The organism is Agromyces sp. NPDC029043 (genome assembly GCF_055564615.1).
Map to the genome: position 1 here is coordinate 685,977 of NZ_JBVHVX010000001.1, position 17,174 is coordinate 703,150.

The window sequence follows — 17,174 nt, forward strand, 5'->3', positions numbered from 1 at the left end:
CGTTCGTGCGTAAAATCTAGAGGGTGAGCACCGAGATCGACGAACGGAACATGCGCCCCGATGGGCGTCGCGTCCGCGGCGATGCGTCGCGCCGCAGCGTGCTCGCCGTCGCGGCCGACCTCGCATCCGTCGAAGGCCTCGACCAGCTCTCGATCGGGCGTATCGCCGAGGCGGCGTCCGTGAGCAAGAGCGGCGTCGCGACGCTGTTCGGCAGCAAGGAGCGACTGCAGCTCGCGACCGTCGAGTCGGCTCGCGAGCGCTTCGTCGAGACGGTGATCACGCCGGCGCGCGAACTGCCGCGCGGACTCGACCGCCTGCTCGTGCTGGTCGACCGGTGGATCGCGTACTCGCGCGATCGCGTGTTCCCGGGCGGCTGCTTCTTCGGCGCGGCGGCCGCCGACTTCGATGCGAAGCCGGGTGAGGTCCGCGAGGCGATCCGCCGGGCGCTCGACGACTGGGAGGGCTACCTCGCCGCGTCGCTCGCGCACGCGCGCGATCTCGGCGAGCTGCCTGCGCTCGACGACCCCGCCCAAGCGGCGTTCGAGTTCAGCGCGCTCCTCGAGCTCGCGAACCGCGACAGCGTCTTGCGCGGCACCAACGTTCCGTACCGTCGCGCGCGCGCCGGCGTCGCCGCGCGCCTGCGCGCCGCAGGAGGCGACGGCGCCGCGATCGACGCGTTCGCCGCGACATCCGACGCCTGACGCACCCCGTGAGGGTCGAGGAGGCCGAAGGCCGCCTCGAGCCCCGGCGCGAAGGCCGCCTCGAGACCCCGGCGCCTGCCCGCGCCGGCGCCCACGGTTCACAGGAGATCCCGCGATGTGCCGGACGCGATCGCGCGAATCGTCCTGCAGATCGTCAGGACTCCTGTGAACGGCGGGGGTGTGCCGACCTCAGCCCGCCACGAGCGCGCCCGAGCGCGAGATCTCGACCTGCTCGTCGCGCGGCACGACCTTGACGCGCTCGCGTGCGACCGGGCCCTCGAACGCGTCGCCGAGGCCGCGCTCGTGCGCGTCGAGCGCGAGCCATCCGTTCCAGGTCGTGTAGCGGATGCCGCGGGCCTCGAGCAGCTCGAGCACCTCGCCGCCGCCGTCGGCCGCCACCGTCGGCGGCGCAAGGACGCCGGCGTTCGCGTCGGAAACCAGGTTGGTGATGGTCTCGAGCGCGTCGCCCTTGGTGTGGCCGATGAGGCCGACGGGGCCGCGCTTGATCCAGCCGGTCGCGTACACGCCCGCGATCGGCACGCCCGAGCCATCCGTGACGCGGCCGCCCGCATTCGGGATGACGCGGGCCCGGTCGTCGAACGGCACGCCCGCGATCGGCGAGCTCGCGTAGCCGACCGCGCGGTACACGGCCTGAACGGGCACGTCGACGAACTCGCCGGTGCCCTCGACCGAGCCGTCGCCGACCGGGCGGGTGCGCTCAAAGCGCACGCCCTCGACGCGGTCGGTGCCGAGCACCTCGACGGGCGAGTGGAAGAAGTGCAGGTGCAGGCGGCGCGACGCGGTCGGCTGCCAGTCGGCGGGCTTGCGCCATCCGTTGAGCGTGCGCGTCATGACCTTGACCTGGTTGTTCGTCGCGAGCAGGTGCGCGGCGTGCTCGTCGCCCTCGGCGCGCGCGAAGTCGTCGTCGTAGACGACGATGTCGACGTCGGGCACCTCGCCGAGCTCGCGCAGCTCGATCGGCGTGAACTTCACCTGCGAGGGGCCGCGGCGGCCGAAGACGTGCACGTCGGTGACCGGCGAGGCGAGCAGTCCCGCGTGCACGTTCGCGGGGATGTCGGTCGAGAGCAGGTCGGCCGGGTGCTTGGCGAGCACGCGCGCGACATCCAGCGCCACATTGCCGTTGCCGATCACCGCGATCGACTCGGCCTCGAGCGGCCACTCGCGGGAGACATCCGGGTGCCCGTCGTACCAGGCCACCACGTCGGCCGCGCCGTACGAGCCGGGAAGATCGATGCCGGGGATGTCGAGCGGCGCGTCCTTCAGGGCGCCCGTCGCGAAGATCACGGCGTCGTAGCGCTCGCGCAGCTCGTCGACCGTGACATCCCGCCCGACCTCGACGTTGCCGATGAGGCGGATGGTGCCCTCGTCGAGCATCTCGTGCAGCGAGTTGACGATGCCCTTGATGCGCGGGTGGTCGGGCGCGACGCCGTAGCGGATCAGGCCGTACGGCGCGGGTAGCGACTCGAACAGGTCGATCGCGACCTCGCCGCCGGCCTCGTCGACCTGGCGGCGGAGGATGTTGCCCGCGTAGATGCCGGCGGGGCCGGCTCCGACGATCGCGACACGGAGGTTGAGGGTCATGAGGGCATGGCCTTTCGGAGGGAGTGCAGGGGTCGAGGGAGGTCAGTCGATGGCGGGCGGCGCCGCGAAGGCGGATGTCGCCAGCTCGGCGGGCGCGTACGGGCTGAGCCGCACGACGTCGCCGACCACCACGACGGCGGGCGATCGTACGCCCCGCAGGGCCGCCTGGTGGGCGATCGTGCCGAGCGTGCCGATCGTCACTCGTTGGCGAGGGCCGTACCCATCCTCCACGATCGCGACTGGGCAATCGCTGCCACGCTCGCCGCGGGCGAGCGTGATCGCCGAGTTCGCGAGCGTGCCGACGCCCATGAGCAGCACTACGGTGTGGTCGCGGCCGCCGCCCAGCTGCTGGATCTGGTCGTGGCCGGTGACGACCGTGAAGGTCGTCGCGAGGCCGCGGTGCGTGAGCGGGATGCCCGCGATGGCGGGCACCGAGACGGCGCTCGTGATGCCGGGCACGACCTCGACGTCGACGCCGCGGTCGCGGCAGAACGCGAGCTCCTCGCCGCCCCGCCCGAAGATGTACGGGTCGCCGCCCTTGAGGCGCACGACGCGCTTGCCATCGCGGGCCAGCGTGACGAGCAGCTCGTTGATCGCGTCCTGCGGCACGGCGTGATGGCCGGGCAGCTTGCCCACGTCGACGACGTCGGCCGTGAGCGCGACGCCGTCTGCGGCGAGGCCGTCGAGCACGGACCGAGCGCCGAGGCGGTCGGCGACGATGACGTCGGCGGCCTCGAGGGCGCGCAGGCCGCGGATGGTGAGCAGGCCGGCGTCGCCCGGGCCCGCGCCGACGAGCGTGACGCGGCCGCTCATGCGTTCGCTCCCGTCAGGCCACGACGGCGCAGCAGGCCGCGCTCGATGGGTGCGAAGACGAGCAGCTCGATGACGACGCCGATCGCGAGGATCACGAGGATGGTGCCGAGCGCGCCGGCCAGGTCGGCGAGGTCGCGGCTCTGCTGCAGCATCGAGCCGAGGCCGAAGCCGATCGTGCCGCCGAACGCGATGATCTCGGCCGCCATGAGCGAGCGCCACGAGAAGGCCCAGCCCTGCCGCAGGCCCGCGAGGTACCCGGGCAGCGCCGCGGGCACGACGACCGCCATGGCGAGCTGCCAGCGCGAGGCGCCGAGCACGGTGCCCACGCGCCGCAGCTGGGGCGGCACGTGGTCGATGCCGGCGACGAGCCCGTTGGCGATGGATGGCACGGCGCCCATCAGGACGACGAAGTACACCGTGGCATCCGTCAGCCCGAACCAGATGATCGCGGCCGGGACCCATGCGACCGACGGCAGCACCTGCAGGCCGGAGAGCAGCGGCTGGAATGCGCGGCGCAGCAGCCGCGACTCTGCGAGGAGCAGACCGAGCGGCGTGCCGATGGCGATGGCGATGAGGAAGCCGAGGATGCCGCGCTCGAGGCTCGTCGTCACCGCGAGCTGCAGCCGGCCGGCCTCCCACGACTGGCCGAGCGCGGCGGCGACGTCGAGCGGGCCCGGCGAGAGGTCGGGCCGCGGCTGGGCGATGACGGTGTACGCCTGCCACGCCGCGACGAGCAGCACGAGGAGCACGATCGGCGGCAGCGCGCCGTCGATCAGGCGGCGCCACCACGGGCGCGTGGTGCGCGTCTCGGTCTGCAGTGCGTCGAGCCCGCGCAGGTCGGCGCTCAGCGAATCGGCGTCGACCGACAGCGGCCGTTCGAGGGTCCGGATCTCAGGCATTGCGACGGATCTCCCTTCGCAGGTGCTCGGTGATCTCGATCGAGAGCGTGCCGACCTGCGGCGACTCGATGCGACGCGGGCCCTCGTCGGCGATCCGCCATTCGCGCACGACGCGACCCGGGCGGCTCGACATGAGCAGCACGCGCTGCCCCAGGCGCACGGCCTCGCGCACGTTGTGCGTCACGAACACGATCGTGCGGCCCGTCTCGCGCCACACGCGCTCGAGCTCCTCGTGCAGCAGGTCGCGCGTGATCGCGTCGAGCGCCGCGAACGGCTCGTCCATGAGGAGCACCGGGCGGTCCTGCGCGAGCGCGCGGGCGAGGGCGACGCGCTGGCGCATGCCGCCGGACAGCTCGTGCGGTCGCTTCTCCGCGGCATCCGCGAGGTTGACGACGTCGAGCAGTTCGAGCGCGCGAGCCCGGCGGGCCGAGGTCGACAACCCCGACCCGCCGAGCCGCAGCGCGAGCTCGACGTTGCGCCGGGCGGTGAGCCACGGCAGCAGCGACGCATCCTGGAACATCACCGCAGCCCCGCCGTCGGCGACCTCGACCGAGCCGGTCGTGGGCTTCTCGAGCCCGGCGACGACCGAGAGCAGCGTCGACTTGCCGCAGCCCGACGCGCCGAGCAGGCACGTGAACTCCCCCGGCGCGACATCCAGGTCGATGCCCTCGAGCACCACCGGACCGTCGTCGGCGTACCGCTTGCCGAGGCCGGCGATGCGGATGGCGGGAGCAGGCGTCGTGGCGGCACCGGAGCCCGGGGTCTCGGGACGCGCCTTCGGTGCCACTCTGCCGGCGGTGATGGTGGACATGACTACTCCGTTCCGAGGCCCGCCGCGCTCACGGGCTCCTCATCGGACTCCTCGAGCACGGCGTTGAGGGCCGACAGGTCGAACAGGCCGTCGATGTCGCCGGTCTTCGAGGTGCCCGCGTCGACGCCGTCCTGCAGCAGCTGCTCGAACGTGTCGGCGTGCGGGTCGAACGTGAACTCGACGTGCTCGAGCGCCCGGTCGATGACCTCGTCCGAGAGGCCCTTGCCGGCATCGGCCGTCAGGCGGGCGTTGATGACGTCGGCCGCGGCATCCGCGTTCTCCTCGAGCCAGGTGACGGATGCCACGTGGCCCGCGACGAGCGCCCGAACCGTCTCGGGGTGCTCGGCGAGGTAGTCCGCGCGCACGAGCAGCACGGTCGTCGGGAACTCGCCGTCCTCCCAGAGGTCGGCCTCGTCGACGAGCACCTCGGCGCCCGCGTCGACGACGAGCCGCGAGACCCACGGCTCGGGGAGCCAGGCCCCGTCGATATCACCCGCCTGGAACAGCGTGAGCGTCTGCGAGTTCTCGGTCGGCGAGATGGTCACGTCGCCGCCGCCCGTGGTCGAGGTCTCGTAGCCCTCCTCGGCGAGCCAGGTGCGCAGCGCGACATCCTGCGTGTTGCCGAGCTGCGGCGTCGCCAGGTTCGTGCCCGCGAGATCGGCCGCGTCGTCGATATCCGGCTGCACGACGAGCGCCGCGCCGCCGCTTGCCGCGCCCGCGACGATGCGCGCCGACTCGCCGCCCGACGCGACGAAGGTGTTGATCGCCGGGTTCGGGCCGATGTAGGTCGCGTCGATCGCGCCGGCGCTCAGCGCCTCGATGGCAGCGGGCCCGGCGTTGAACACCTGGGTCGAGAGCGTCGTGTCGCCGAGCGCCTCCTCGATGAGCCCCTCCTCGAGGCCGACGAGTGCGGGCGCGTGCGTGACGTTCGCGAAGTACCCGAGGCGGAGCTCCTCGGCGGGCGTGCCGGTCGCCTCGGCGGCGGGTGCCTCGGGCTGACTGCCCGCGCCCGACGCGGGCGTGGCCGCGCAGCCCGACAGGGTCGCGGTCGTGAGGATCGCGCCGGCGAGCATCATGCCGGCGAGGTCTCCGAGTCGGGTCGAGCGGATGGCGCGCGGACGTGCGGTCATGCTGAATCTCCTTCGGTGACGATGCCGGCGGCGAGGGTGGCGCCGTCGTGCGGATGGATGACGAGGAACGCCCCCGCCCGGCGGTGTGCGGCGTACGGCTCGACGGCGAGGTCCGCCGCGAGCTTCAGCCGCACGAGTCCGATGTCGTTCGTCTCGAGCGCCGCGGTGAGCGTGGTCTCGAGCGTGTCGAGGTCGAGCCGGCCCCGGATGTCGGTCACGAGCGCCTGCACGGTCGTCGTGCCGTGCTTCACCAGCACCCGGCTCCCCGTGGTGAGCGGACGCCCGTCGAGCTGGAACACGTCGGCCTCGATCTCCCGCCGAGGCGCGGAGAGCGACCCGGCGGCCGCGATCACGGCGCCGCGTGCGGCGTCGACCGGGTCGGCGAGGCGCAGCGACACCGAGAGCGGCGCGGAGGCCTCCTCGACGGCGACCGGTCCGCGGTCGATGCCCGCGACCGTGGTCGTGATGCCGGCGGGGAAGACCTCGACCGTGTCGCCGACGCGGACCGTGCCCGACTCGATGCGGCCCGCGAACGCGCGGTAGTCGCGGAAGTCGTCGGCGGCCGCAGCCAGCTCGGGGGAGAGCGCGCCCTGCGGGCGGACCACGAGCTGGACCGGCAGGCGGAGCGCCTCGAGGTCGGTCTCGAGCTCGTCGATCGTGGCGAGTCCCTCGAGCAGCTCGAGCAGGCTCGGCCCGTCGTACCAGGGCGTGTTCGCCGAGCGCTCGACGACGTTGTCGCCCGCGAGCGCCGAGACCGGCACCACGTGCGCGTCGGGGAGGCCGAGGTCGCGCGCGAGCGTCGCGACATCCGCCGCCACCGTCTCGAACGCCGCGCGGTCGTAGTCGACCAGGTCGATCTTGTTCACCGCGACGATGATGTGCGGCACGCGCAGCAGCTGCACGACCGCCAGGTGGCGGCGCGTCTGCTCGAGCACGCCGTTTCGCACGTCGACGAGCACGACGACCGCGTCGGCTGTGGCTGAGCCGGTGACCATGTTGCGCGTGTACTGCACGTGGCCCGGGCAGTCGGCGAGGATGAACGACCGGCGACCGGTCGAGAAGTAGCGGTAGGCGACGTCGATCGTGATGCCCTGCTCGCGCTCGGCGCGCAGGCCGTCGGTGAGCAGCGCGAAGTCGATCGCGCCGGGCTCGCCGCCGAAGCCGCGCTCGGCCGACGTGCGCGCGACCGACTCGAGCTGGTCGGCGAGGATCGCCTTCGAGTCGTGCAGCAGGCGGCCGACGAGCGTCGACTTGCCGTCGTCGACCGAGCCTGCGGTCGCGAAGCGGAACAGCGACCCGGTGGCGGTGGTCGTCGCGCTCATCAGAAGTACCCGTCCTTCTTGCGGTCCTCCATGGCCGCCTCCGAGAGGCGGTCGTCGGCGCGGGTCGCGCCGCGCTCGGTGAGGGTGGATGCCGCGACCTCGCGCACGATGTCCGACACCGTCGCCGAATCCGACAGCACCGCGCCGGTGCAGCTCAGGTCGCCGACCGTGCGATAGCGGACGGTGCGGCGCTCGACGGTCTCGCCCTCGCGAGGCGCCGAGACGTCGCTCACCGCGAGCCACATGCCGTCGCGCGCATAGACCTCGCGCTCGTGTGCGAAGTACAGCGGTGGGAGCGCGATGCCCTCGCGCTCGATGTAGCGCCACACGTCGAGCTCGGTCCAGTTCGAGATCGGGAATGCGCGCACGTGCTGGCCGACCGTGTGGCGACCGTTGTACAGGCTCCAGAGCTCGGGGCGCTGATTGCGCGGGTCCCACTGGCCGAACTCGTCGCGCAGCGAGATGATGCGCTCCTTCGCGCGGGCCTTGTCCTCGTCGCGACGTGCGCCGCCGAAGACGGCGTCGTGCCGGCCGGCGGCGATCGCGTCGAGCAGGGGCTGGGTCTGCAGCGGGTTGCGCGTGCCATCCGCTCGCTCCTGCAGGCGCCCGTCGTCGAGGTAGTCCTGCACCGACGCCACCTCGAGGCGGATTCCGAGGCGCTCGACGGTTTCGTCGCGGAAGCGCAGCACCTCGGGGAAGTTGTGGCCGGTGTCGACGTGCAGCACCGGGAACGGGACCTTCGCGGGCCAGAACGCCTTCGTCGCCAGGTGCAGCACGACGACCGAGTCCTTGCCTCCCGAGAAGAGCAGCACGGGGCGCTCGAACTCGGCGACGACCTCGCGGATGATGTGGATGGCCTCGGCTTCGAGCGCATCGAGCGCGTCGAGCCCCGCGGCGGTCGCCGGCGCGGTCACGTTCGTGTCGGTCATAGGTGCAACCCGCATTCCGTCTTGGCGAGGCCGGCCCAGCGGCCGGACCTCGGGTCCTCGCCCGCGGCGACGGGCTTCGTGCACGGCTCGCAGCCGATCGAGGGGTATCCCTGCGACATCAGGAGGTTCACCGGCACCTGGAACGCGCCCGCGTAGTCGAGCAGGTCCTCGAAGGTCCATGCCGCGACGGGGTTCACCTTCACGAGCCCATTCCGTTCGTCGTACGTGACGAGCGGGGTGAGGGCGCGGGTCGGCGCCTCCTCGCGACGGACGCCCGTGAACCACACCTCGTACCCGCCGAGCGCGCGCTGCAGCGGCTCGACCTTGCGGCGTGCGCAGCAGAGGCCGGGATCCCGGGCGAACAGCTCGGCGCCGAACTCGGCATCCTGCTCGGCTACCGTCTGCTCGGGCAGCACGTCGACGATGCGCACGTCGAGCTGCCGGGCGACCTCCGCGCGCGTGGCGTGCGTCTCGGCGAAGTGGTACCCGGTGTCGAGGAAGAGCACGTCGACGCCCGGGAGGTACTGCGCCACGAGATGCGGGAGCGCGGCGTCGGCCATCGAGCAGGCGACCGCCGCGGCATCCGTCGCGAAGTTCGCCGCGACCCACGCGACGATCTCGGCGGGGGACGCCTCGTGGTCGGTGAGGCTGCCGAGCGCGGCGTTGCCGGCCTCGGCGAGCGCGCGCAGCTCGTCGGCGGAGCGGCGGGAGCCGGCGGTCGGAACGGCAGCGAGGCCGATGTTGCGCGCGCTCATCGCAGGGCCTCCTCGTCGGCGCGGTGAGCCCACTGGGCGAAGGTCTCGCCGGCCGCGGCATCCCGCTGCTCGATGAATCGCGTGACCACGCGCTCGACGTAGTCGGCGATGCCGTCGGCGGCGACCTTGAGGCCGCGGACCGTACGACCGAGGCCGGCCTCGTCGCGGTCCTTCGACGCGAGCCCGCCGCCGAGGTGCACCTGGTAGCCGGGCACCTGCTCGCCGTCGATGGTGACGAGCTGGCCCTTGAGGCCGATGTCGGCGGTCTGGATGCGCGCGCACGAGTTCGGGCAGCCGTTCACGTGCAGCGCGATCGGGTGCGGCAGGTCGAGGGCCGCGAGCCGCTCCTCGAGCTCGAGCACGGCGGCGGTCGCATACGCCTTGGTCTCGACGATCGCGAGCTTGCAGAACTCGATGCCGGTGCACGCGATGGTGCCGCGGCGGATGAGGCTCGGTCGCGCCTGCAGCCCGAGCTCGTCGAGGCCCGCGATGAGCGACTCCACCCGGTCTTCCGGCACGTCGAGGATGACGACCTTCTGGTGCGGCGTGGTGCGCAGCCGGCTCGAGCCGTGGGCCTCGACGAGATCGGCGAGCTTCGTGAGGATCGGCCCGGAGACGCGCCCGACGATCGGCGTCGCGCCGATGTAGAACCGACCGTCCTTCTGGCGGTGCACGCCCACGTGGTCACCGACCGTGGTGGGCGTCGGTGCGGCCGGCCCGTCGGGCAGCGGCGCCCCGAGGTACTCGGTCTCGAGCACCTCGCGGAACTTCTCGACGCCCCAGTCGGCGAGCAGGAACTTCAGCCGCGCCTTGTTGCGCAGGCGGCGGTAGCCGTAGTCGCGGAAGATCTGCGCCACCCCGTGCCACGCGTCGGCGACCTGCGACGGCGCGACGAACACGCCGAGCCGCTCGGCGAGCCGCGGCGCCGTCGACAGCCCGCCGCCGACCCACAGGTCGTACCCCACGCCGAGCTCGGGGTGCTCGACCGCGACGAACGCGACGTCGTTGATCTCGTGCACCACGTCCTGGCTCGGGTGGCCGGTGATCGCCGACTTGAACTTGCGCGGCAGGTTCGCGAGCGACTCGTCGCCGATGAACCGCGAGGTGATCTCGTCGATCTGCGGCGTCGGGTCGATGAGCTCGTCGGCGGCGATGCCGGCGACGGGCGAGCCGAGGATGACGCGGGGCACGTCGCCGCACGCCTCGGTCGTGCCGAGCCCGACGGCCTCGAGGCGGCGCCAGATCTCGGGCACGTCCTCGACGCGGATCCAGTGCAGCTGCACGTTCTGCCGGTCGGTGAGGTCGGCGGTGTCGCGGCCGAACTCGGTCGAGATGCCGCCCATGACGCGCAGCTGCTCGGTCGTGAGCTGCCCGCCGTCGATGCGCACGCGCAGCATGAAGTACTCGTCCTCGAGCTCGTGCGGCTCGAGGGTGGCGGTGCGGCCGCCGTCGATGCCCGGCTTGCGCTGCGTGTAGAGGCCCCACCAGCGGAAACGGCCGTGCAGGTCGGTCGGGTCGATCGACGCGAAGCCGCCGGCCGCATAGGTCGACTCGATGCGCTCGCGGACCGCGAGGCCGCCGTCGGCCTGCTTCCACTCCTCGTTGCCGTTCAGGGGCGTGGTTCCGTCGACCTTCCACTGCCCGTTGGGCTTCGCCGAGGGCCGGGGCGGGCGGATGTCGCGTGCCGGGCGTTCGCCTCGGACGGCCCCGCGCTCGGCGGCGCCGCCGGCCGCTGCGGGACGCTCGGCGCGCGGCGGCCGCGTCGCGGCATCCGTCGTCTCGATCGTCACGAAGTCCTCCTTGCTCGCGTACCCCGTCCGGGGTGCGTGGGCTCGAAGGTACGGAACTCGGGCGGATGACGGTAGGCGAGCCCGTCACGGTGGGTCACGCGCCGTCACATGACGCGTAACGGAACGTCGCGCGGTCGGCTCAGGCGAGCACGGCGGCGGCGTCGGCGTAGCGGTCGAGCACGACGTCGACGACGTCGGCGGGAGCGGGCTCGTCGGGCACGAGCAGGGTCCGCGCGGTCACGTCGGCGCCGGCGGCCCTGGCGAGGTCGTCGAAGTAGCCGGGCGCGAGCAGGTAGTTCGCCACGACCACCCGGCCGTCGGCGACCGCGGCCTCGCGTGCGGCCGCGACGGCGTCGGGCAGTCGCGGATGGGCCGCCGAGAGGAAGCCCACCGCGATGGCACGGCCGGATGCCGCGGCGAGCCGCCGCGCCTGGTCGTGGCAGTCCTCGACCGCCCGCCGGTCGCTCGAGCCCGCCACCGCGAGCACGATCCGGTCGTCGTCGCGCAGCCCGGCCTCCTCGAGCCGGCGGAGCAGCACCGTCGCGAGCCGGTCGTCGGGCCCGAGCGCGCCGGCCAGCACGACGGGCCGCGCGGTCTCGTCGGCGACCGCCTCGGTCAGGTCGACGTAGACGTGGTACCCCGCCGAGAGCAGCAGTGGCACCACCACGGCGGGCTCGCCCGGCTCGAGCGAGGCGAGCGTGGCCGGCACGTCGGGCTGCTCGACGTCGACGTGCCCGAGCCGCACGCTCGGCGTGGCGTCCGGATGCCGCTGCGCCGCCGCCTCGACGACGGCGTCGCGCAGCCCGCGCACCGCCCGCTGCCCCTCGGGCGAGGAGGTGCCGTGGGAGATTCCGACGAGGGCGGGAGGCTGCGTCATCCGTTCATGCTCGCAGAGACATGGACTCGGCGCACGCGACGACGGGGATCAGAAGCTCGTCACGAGGTCGCCCAGCACCTCGTCGACCTCGGTCGGATCGGTCGCGTCGTAATAGTGCGCGCCCGTGGCGCTCGAGATCGACTGCAGCGTCGCGACGTCGGCGTCGGCGCCGTACGCGAGCGTGAAGACGAGCACGGGCGTCGAGTGGTGGAGTCCCTCGAGCGTGGCGAGCATCTGGTCGGCCGTGACGCTCGGCGCCTCGGTCTCGTTCCGTCCGTCGCTGAGGAGCACGATCGCGTTGATCCGGTCGGGGTCGTACGCGTTCGCCTGGCGCTTCGAGAACGTGTCGACGGCCTCGTAGAGCGGGGTCCACTCGATCGGCGCGAGGCCGGCCAGCGCCGTCTCGAACCGGTCGCGCGTGGCGGCGATGTCCTCGACCGCGCTCACCTCGCCGGGCGCCAGCTCGTTCGCGTCGACCTCGGAGAACGCCGCGAGTCCGACGTCGTCGCCGGCGGCGAAGTGGTCGAGGGCCTGCGAGATGGCGCCCTTCGCGGCGTCGAGCTTGGACTCGCCCGTCCCGATCGGATTGCCCATCGAGCCCGACACGTCGACGAGGAAGAGCACGTTCGCCCGCTTGCGCACCTCGGGGAACGCCTCGTGCACTGCGACGACGACCGGCGGTTCGGGGAACGCGAGACCGCCGCTCGGCGACTCCGCGAGCGCGCCCACCTCGGCGACCTCGGGATCGAGCTCGCCGTTGAGGTCGCGGTAGCCGGTGGCGCGCACGACCTCCTGGCCCTCCTTGGTGCCCGCGAATCGGATGAAGTCCTCGGCGGCGACCGCCTCGGCGTCGTCGACCCACGCCCCGGTCAGCACGACCGCCGGGTTGTCGGCGACGTAGAAGCCGTCGGTCGGGTAGATCGGCACGAGCTGCTCCTGCGGCGGCTCGGCCTCGATGCGGGTCACGCCGTCGCGGCTGGTGATGCCGCGGTTGTAGTCCCACACGGACTTCTCGTCGACGATGACCGCGGAGAGGAAGTCGGCGGCCGAACCGCCCTTGTCCTCCGACTGCCGCGCGTGCCAGAGGAAGTGCTCGGGGGTGGCCATGTAGTGGCTCGTGGCCAGCTCGTGCGCTCGGACCTCGTCGGTCACCTCGTCGTCGGCGATGTCCTCGGTCGAGAGCTCTGCGACCGATCCCGCGGCCGATCCGTACGAGGCCAGCATCGCGGCCTCGCCCGAGCTCGCGACGAGCGGGCTCGTCTTGCCGAGCTTGAACTCGCCCCACTCGGGGTGGTCGAGGTCGGCCCAGACCTCGGCGTCGTCGGCCGTCGCGAACACCTCGGACCAACTCGGCGGCTCCTCGTCCCAGCCGATCGCCGTCGCGAGCTGCTCGGGCATCGCGAGCACGACGTCGGACGAGCCGATGCTCTCGCCCGCGTCGGGCACGTTCGCCGATCCGCCGGCCTCGCGGGCGACGCCGAGCCAGGAGTTCGCGTCGGGGATCCACAGCGTCGGGCGCTCGGCCTCGGGCTGCTCGGTGAACCCGACGGCGGCCTCCTCGGCGGCGACGCCGGACTTGTCCTTGGTCGCGACCACCTCGACGCAGTTGCCCCCGACGTCGCGAGGCTGGGCGTTGTACGCCTCGGCGAGCTGGACGACCATCTCGGCGTTCTCGAACGAGGACAGCGCGCGCACCGTCGTGCACGGTGCCGCACCGTCGGCCTCGGCGGGCTCGTCCTCGGGGAACACGACGAGCTCGGCCTCGGCGGGTTCGCTGGGCGCCGCGCTCGTGCCGCCGGGCTCGGCGAGCAGCGCCGCGGTGGCCACGCCGCCCACGACGAGCAGTGCCGCGACGACGCCGGCGATCGACATCCACAGCACGCGGCGGCGACGGCGGCGACCCTCCTCGCGCAGGCGACGACGGTCGCGTCGGGCCGGTAGGGTCTCGTTCGCGTCGCGCATCGGGGTCCTCCAGTCGGGCGGCTGGCTCGTTCGTGAGCCTAGCTCAGCCGCCTGTGCGAGCGCAGGGACCGCGTCACGTCGTGGAGTTCAGCATGCCGATCACGACCGCGGTCCACCAGCTCAGCTGCGACACGACCGCGCTCGCGACGAACCCGTTCCGGGCCCGCGCGGGCAGCGAGCCGAAGGTCGCGCGAGTCGGCAGGCGGGCCAGGTCGGAGGTCCATCGCGTGAGCGCGACGCCGTTCAGGCTGAGCACCAGCACCGCGCCGAGCTTCACGAGCGTGAGGGGCTGGTCGAGGTGCGGCTGGAGCAGCGCGCCGCTCACGAAGAGCCCGCCCAGGCCGACCCACACGGGCAGGATCATCGTGCGGTCGGCCTGGCGCAGCTCGCGCAGGTTGCTCCATCCGGTCGCCCACAGGAGGGCGTGCCACTCGATCATGAGGACGGCGCCGAGACCGACGACGAGGGCCGCGAGGTGCACGAACAGCGCCACGAGGTGGAGCCATTCCGGCGGCGCGATCATCGTGCTCGCCCAGATGGTCAGCGCCCAGGCGGCGGTCACGCCGACGTACGCGGCGGATCGCCGGCGCCGCCTGCGGGCCTGCTTCTCCCTGATGGTCATCGTCACCAGTCGACCGCCGGTCTCGTCCTGCGGGTCCGCTCGCACGGACACGCGTCCGTTTGCGTAGGCCCTCACTGTATCGGCACGGAAGGGCGGCGCCGTGCGGGCGCGGCTGGGTCGGCTGATGTCGCTACTCGACCACGAGCGCGAGCGACGTGTCGCCGCAGGCCACGACGTCGGCGCCGCCCGGGAGGGGCGCGGCATCCGTCACTCGACCCTCGGCCTCGGCCTCGCGGAGCGGGGCGAGCGACTCGGCGAGGCCGTCGAGGCGGAGCAGCGCCCCGGTCGCACGGTGCGGGTCGGTCGACGCGACGATGCGACCCGACGCGTTGACGATCGTGCACGTCCGGTCGGCCTCGCGGAGCACGGGCAGCAGCGCCTGCTCGAGCCGGGCGACGTACACGTCGGCGCCGACGAGTCCTGCCATCTCGCCGTCGAGCATGACGGGCGTGGTGATGGTGACGGTGTAGTCGTCGGTGCAGAGGTAGTCGACGTAGGGGCCGGTGAGGTGACGCCGGCCGGTGCGCGCGGGGACGCGCCACCACTCGAGCGTCGTGTAGTCGCGGAACGCCTCGGCATCGGGGTCGCTCACCGCGTCGAGGCGTCGCAGCGCGCCGGCCGCCGGCTCGATGCCGAACGGCGAGGCCCCCGAGAGCCACCAGGCGAGGTGCCACGGCGCGTCGACGAGGAAGCCCGGGGCGGCCACGAAGCCGGCCCCGGTGATCAGCGTGCCGGGGCGCTCGAGCTCGCCCGCGACGAGCTCGGCGACGACGGGGTCGAATGCGGCGGCGCGAGGTTCGGCCTCGGCCGCGAGCCGCCCTTCGACGCGCACCTGCCACTCGTCGATGACGGCGAAGACCGGGTCGATCGTCGCGGCGACGCGCTGCGCGATGCCTGCGGCGGTGTCGACGAGGGTCATGACGGGCTCCCTTCGGTCGATCGGGGCCGCGTCGCCGCGGCGTCGGTGACGGATGCCCCCTCGAGCCGGACCTTCTCGTCGACGAGCCATTCGACGGCCGACGTGATGTGCTCGACGGTCGCGAGGCGGGCGGATGCGCCATCCGCTCGCCGGATCGCGTCGATCACCTCGAGGCGAGCCTCCCTGCTGCGGTCACGGTACTCCTGTTGCCCCAGGCAGAGCCAGAGCAGGACGCCGGTCTCCGCCTGGAGGCGCAGCTCCTCGTGCACGAGCCGGGGCGACTGGCTGACCGCCGCGACCTCGAGCTGGAAGCGGCCGACCGCGCGGCGGGCGCCGCCGGTCGAGGTCAGGTCGGCGCGCGCGTCGATCTCGACGAGGCTCTGCACGTCGTCGTCGCTGGCCCGGTCGGCCGCGACGTCGGCGGCCATCCCGGCGATCGCCGCGACGTGCAGCGAGAGGTCGCGCAGCTCGATGCGGCTCGTCGCGCGCAGGCGCTCGTCGATGAGTCGCGTGGAGGTGTCGCGGTCGTACGTCACGAAGCTGCCGCCCTCGCGGCCGCGCCGCGTGCGGACCAGGCCCTTGAGGCGGAGCGCGACGAGCGCCTCGCGCGCGGTGACCAGGGCCACCCCGAGGCTGCGCGCGATCTCGGCCTCGCTGGGCAGGCGCTCGCCGTCGTGGAGCACGCCGGAGACGATCGCATCGGTGAGTCGCTGCTCGACGAGCTCGGCCCGGCCGGCGCCCTCGAGCGGGGAGAAGATCACGGCGCGGGCGGCGTCGGCGCGCGCGGTGGCCTGCGGCATCGGTCCTCCTCGATCGTGCGCCCGCGGTATCCGTCACCCCCGGATTGGGGGCGCCGTCCGGCGGATCCGTGATGCGACCGTAACACGGGCCTCTGGACTATGACATATGAATCCATATGATTTAGACCACGACATCGAAGGAGATCGTCATGACCGACCAGCAGCCGGCCATCCGGCTCACCGGGCTCACCAAGGAGTTCGGCGCCGTCACCGCCGTCGACCACGTCGATCTCGAGATCGCGGCGGGCGAGTTCTTCTCCATGCTCGGTCCCTCCGGGTCGGGCAAGACCACTGTCCTGCGGCTCATCGCCGGCTTCGAGCAGCCGACCGACGGCACGATCGAGCTCTTCGGCGACGACGTCACCAAGCGCGCGCCCTTCGACCGCGACGTGAACACCGTCTTCCAGGACTACGCGCTCTTCCCGCACATGTCGGTGCTCGAGAACGTCGCCTACGGGCTGCGGGTCCGCGGCATCGGGCGGCGCGAACGCCTCGAACGGGCGCGCCGCGCGCTCGCGTCGGTGCGCCTCGAGCAGATGGGCGATCGCCGGCCCGCGCAGCTCTCGGGCGGCCAGCGGCAGCGCGTCGCGCTCGCCCGCGCGACGGTCGTGCAGCCCAAGGTGCTGCTGCTCGACGAGCCGCTCGGCGCCCTCGACCTCAAGCTCCGCGAGCAGATGCAGGTCGAGCTCAAGCAGATCCAGCGCGAGCTCGGCATCACCTTCATCTTCGTGACCCACGACCAGGAGGAGGCGCTCACCCTCAGCGATCGCGTCGCCGTCTTCAACAACGGCCGCATCGAGCAGCTCGGCACGCCCGCCGAGCTCTACGAGCGGCCCGTCTCCAGGTTCGTCGCCGACTTCGTCGGCACGTCGAACCTGCTCGACGACCGGGCGTCGCAGGCGCTCCTCGGCCGCGGCGGCACGCACTCCGTCCGCCCCGAGAAGATGACCGTCGACGCGGGCCCCGCCGCGGGCGACGGCGTCCACTCGGCACCCGGAACCGTCGTCGAGACGATCTACCTCGGCAGCGGCATCCGCATCGTCGTCGACCTCGACGCCGGGCCGCGCGTCAGCGTGCTCGAGCAGAACGACCGCAACCGCTCCCACGACGAGGACCGTGGCGACCGCGTCATCGTCAGCTGGCACGACGACGACGTCGTCGCGCTCGGCGGGGCGGATGTCGCGAGCGCACCGGCCGCGTAGCGGCTTGGCACGTCGTCCCGCGTCCACCCTCCCACGACCT

16 protein-coding genes are annotated in these 17,174 nt (G+C 72.9%); 2 read left to right on the forward strand and 14 right to left on the reverse strand.

Annotated elements, in window-relative coordinates; all coding sequences use genetic code 11:
- The first annotated feature begins 23 nt into the window (after positions 1-23).
- Positions 24-701: a TetR/AcrR family transcriptional regulator gene (locus ACZ4TW_RS03325; protein ID WP_465540090.1), complete on the forward strand. Its 678-nt coding sequence runs from the start codon at positions 24-26 to the stop codon at positions 699-701.
- A 189-nt stretch (positions 702-890) separates the two neighbouring features.
- Here the strand turns inward: ACZ4TW_RS03325 and ACZ4TW_RS03330 are convergent, their stop codons facing one another.
- The 14 genes from ACZ4TW_RS03330 to ACZ4TW_RS03395 form a co-directional block, all read right to left on the reverse strand.
- Entirely contained in the window at positions 891-2,303 is a 1,413-nt protein-coding gene (locus ACZ4TW_RS03330; RefSeq protein ID WP_465540092.1) for an FAD-dependent oxidoreductase, read from the reverse strand.
- Between the two features lie 42 nt (positions 2,304-2,345).
- Complete coding sequence (cobA, locus tag ACZ4TW_RS03335; RefSeq protein WP_465540095.1) at positions 2,346-3,116, reverse strand: uroporphyrinogen-III C-methyltransferase; 771 nt, start codon at positions 3,114-3,116, stop codon at positions 2,346-2,348.
- A complete protein-coding gene (locus ACZ4TW_RS03340; RefSeq protein ID WP_465540097.1) occupies positions 3,113-4,015 on the reverse strand; it encodes an ABC transporter permease in 903 nt (300 codons plus the stop codon). Before ACZ4TW_RS03340 ends, cobA begins: the two co-directional genes overlap by 4 nt.
- Positions 4,008-4,826 carry an ABC transporter ATP-binding protein gene (locus ACZ4TW_RS03345; RefSeq protein WP_465540100.1) on the reverse strand — a complete coding sequence of 273 codons (819 nt, stop codon included), beginning with the start codon at positions 4,824-4,826 and terminating at the stop codon, positions 4,008-4,010. Before ACZ4TW_RS03345 ends, ACZ4TW_RS03340 begins: the two co-directional genes overlap by 8 nt.
- 2 nt (positions 4,827-4,828) lie before the next feature.
- Positions 4,829-5,956 (reverse strand): ABC transporter substrate-binding protein, encoded by a 1,128-nt coding sequence (locus ACZ4TW_RS03350; RefSeq protein ID WP_465540102.1) that lies wholly within the window; start codon positions 5,954-5,956, stop codon positions 4,829-4,831.
- On the reverse strand, positions 5,953-7,278 hold the full coding sequence (locus tag ACZ4TW_RS03355; protein WP_465540104.1) for a sulfate adenylyltransferase subunit 1: 1,326 nt from the start codon (positions 7,276-7,278) through the stop codon (positions 5,953-5,955). The genes ACZ4TW_RS03350 and ACZ4TW_RS03355 overlap by 4 nt, the downstream gene beginning before the upstream one ends.
- Positions 7,278-8,207, reverse strand: a complete 930-nt coding sequence (cysD, locus tag ACZ4TW_RS03360; RefSeq protein WP_465540106.1) for a sulfate adenylyltransferase subunit CysD — start codon at positions 8,205-8,207, stop codon at positions 7,278-7,280. Before cysD ends, ACZ4TW_RS03355 begins: the two co-directional genes overlap by 1 nt.
- Positions 8,204-8,962, reverse strand: coding sequence for a phosphoadenylyl-sulfate reductase (locus tag ACZ4TW_RS03365; RefSeq protein WP_465540108.1), 759 nt, complete (start codon positions 8,960-8,962; stop codon positions 8,204-8,206). The genes cysD and ACZ4TW_RS03365 overlap by 4 nt, the downstream gene beginning before the upstream one ends.
- Positions 8,959-10,752: a nitrite/sulfite reductase gene (locus ACZ4TW_RS03370; RefSeq protein ID WP_465540110.1), complete on the reverse strand. Its 1,794-nt coding sequence runs from the start codon at positions 10,750-10,752 to the stop codon at positions 8,959-8,961. Before ACZ4TW_RS03370 ends, ACZ4TW_RS03365 begins: the two co-directional genes overlap by 4 nt.
- Positions 10,753-10,891: 139 nt before the next feature.
- Positions 10,892-11,629, reverse strand: coding sequence for a sirohydrochlorin chelatase (locus ACZ4TW_RS03375; RefSeq protein ID WP_465540112.1), 738 nt, complete (start codon positions 11,627-11,629; stop codon positions 10,892-10,894).
- A 48-nt stretch (positions 11,630-11,677) separates the two neighbouring features.
- Complete coding sequence (locus tag ACZ4TW_RS03380; protein WP_465540114.1) at positions 11,678-13,591, reverse strand: vWA domain-containing protein; 1,914 nt, start codon at positions 13,589-13,591, stop codon at positions 11,678-11,680.
- Positions 13,592-13,664: 73 nt separating this feature from the next.
- Positions 13,665-14,213, reverse strand: coding sequence for a hypothetical protein (locus ACZ4TW_RS03385; protein ID WP_465540116.1), 549 nt, complete (start codon positions 14,211-14,213; stop codon positions 13,665-13,667).
- A 130-nt stretch (positions 14,214-14,343) separates the two neighbouring features.
- On the reverse strand, positions 14,344-15,132 hold the full coding sequence (locus ACZ4TW_RS03390) for a PDC sensor domain-containing protein (protein WP_465540119.1): 789 nt from the start codon (positions 15,130-15,132) through the stop codon (positions 14,344-14,346).
- Positions 15,129-15,932 carry a FadR/GntR family transcriptional regulator gene (locus ACZ4TW_RS03395; protein WP_465540121.1) on the reverse strand — a complete coding sequence of 268 codons (804 nt, stop codon included), beginning with the start codon at positions 15,930-15,932 and terminating at the stop codon, positions 15,129-15,131. The genes ACZ4TW_RS03390 and ACZ4TW_RS03395 overlap by 4 nt, the downstream gene beginning before the upstream one ends.
- Before the next feature lie 149 nt (positions 15,933-16,081).
- On the opposite strand from ACZ4TW_RS03395, the gene ACZ4TW_RS03400 reads away from it, so the two are divergent.
- Entirely contained in the window at positions 16,082-17,134 is a 1,053-nt protein-coding gene (locus ACZ4TW_RS03400; RefSeq protein WP_465540123.1) for an ABC transporter ATP-binding protein, read from the forward strand.
- Positions 17,135-17,174: the final 40 nt, after the last annotated feature.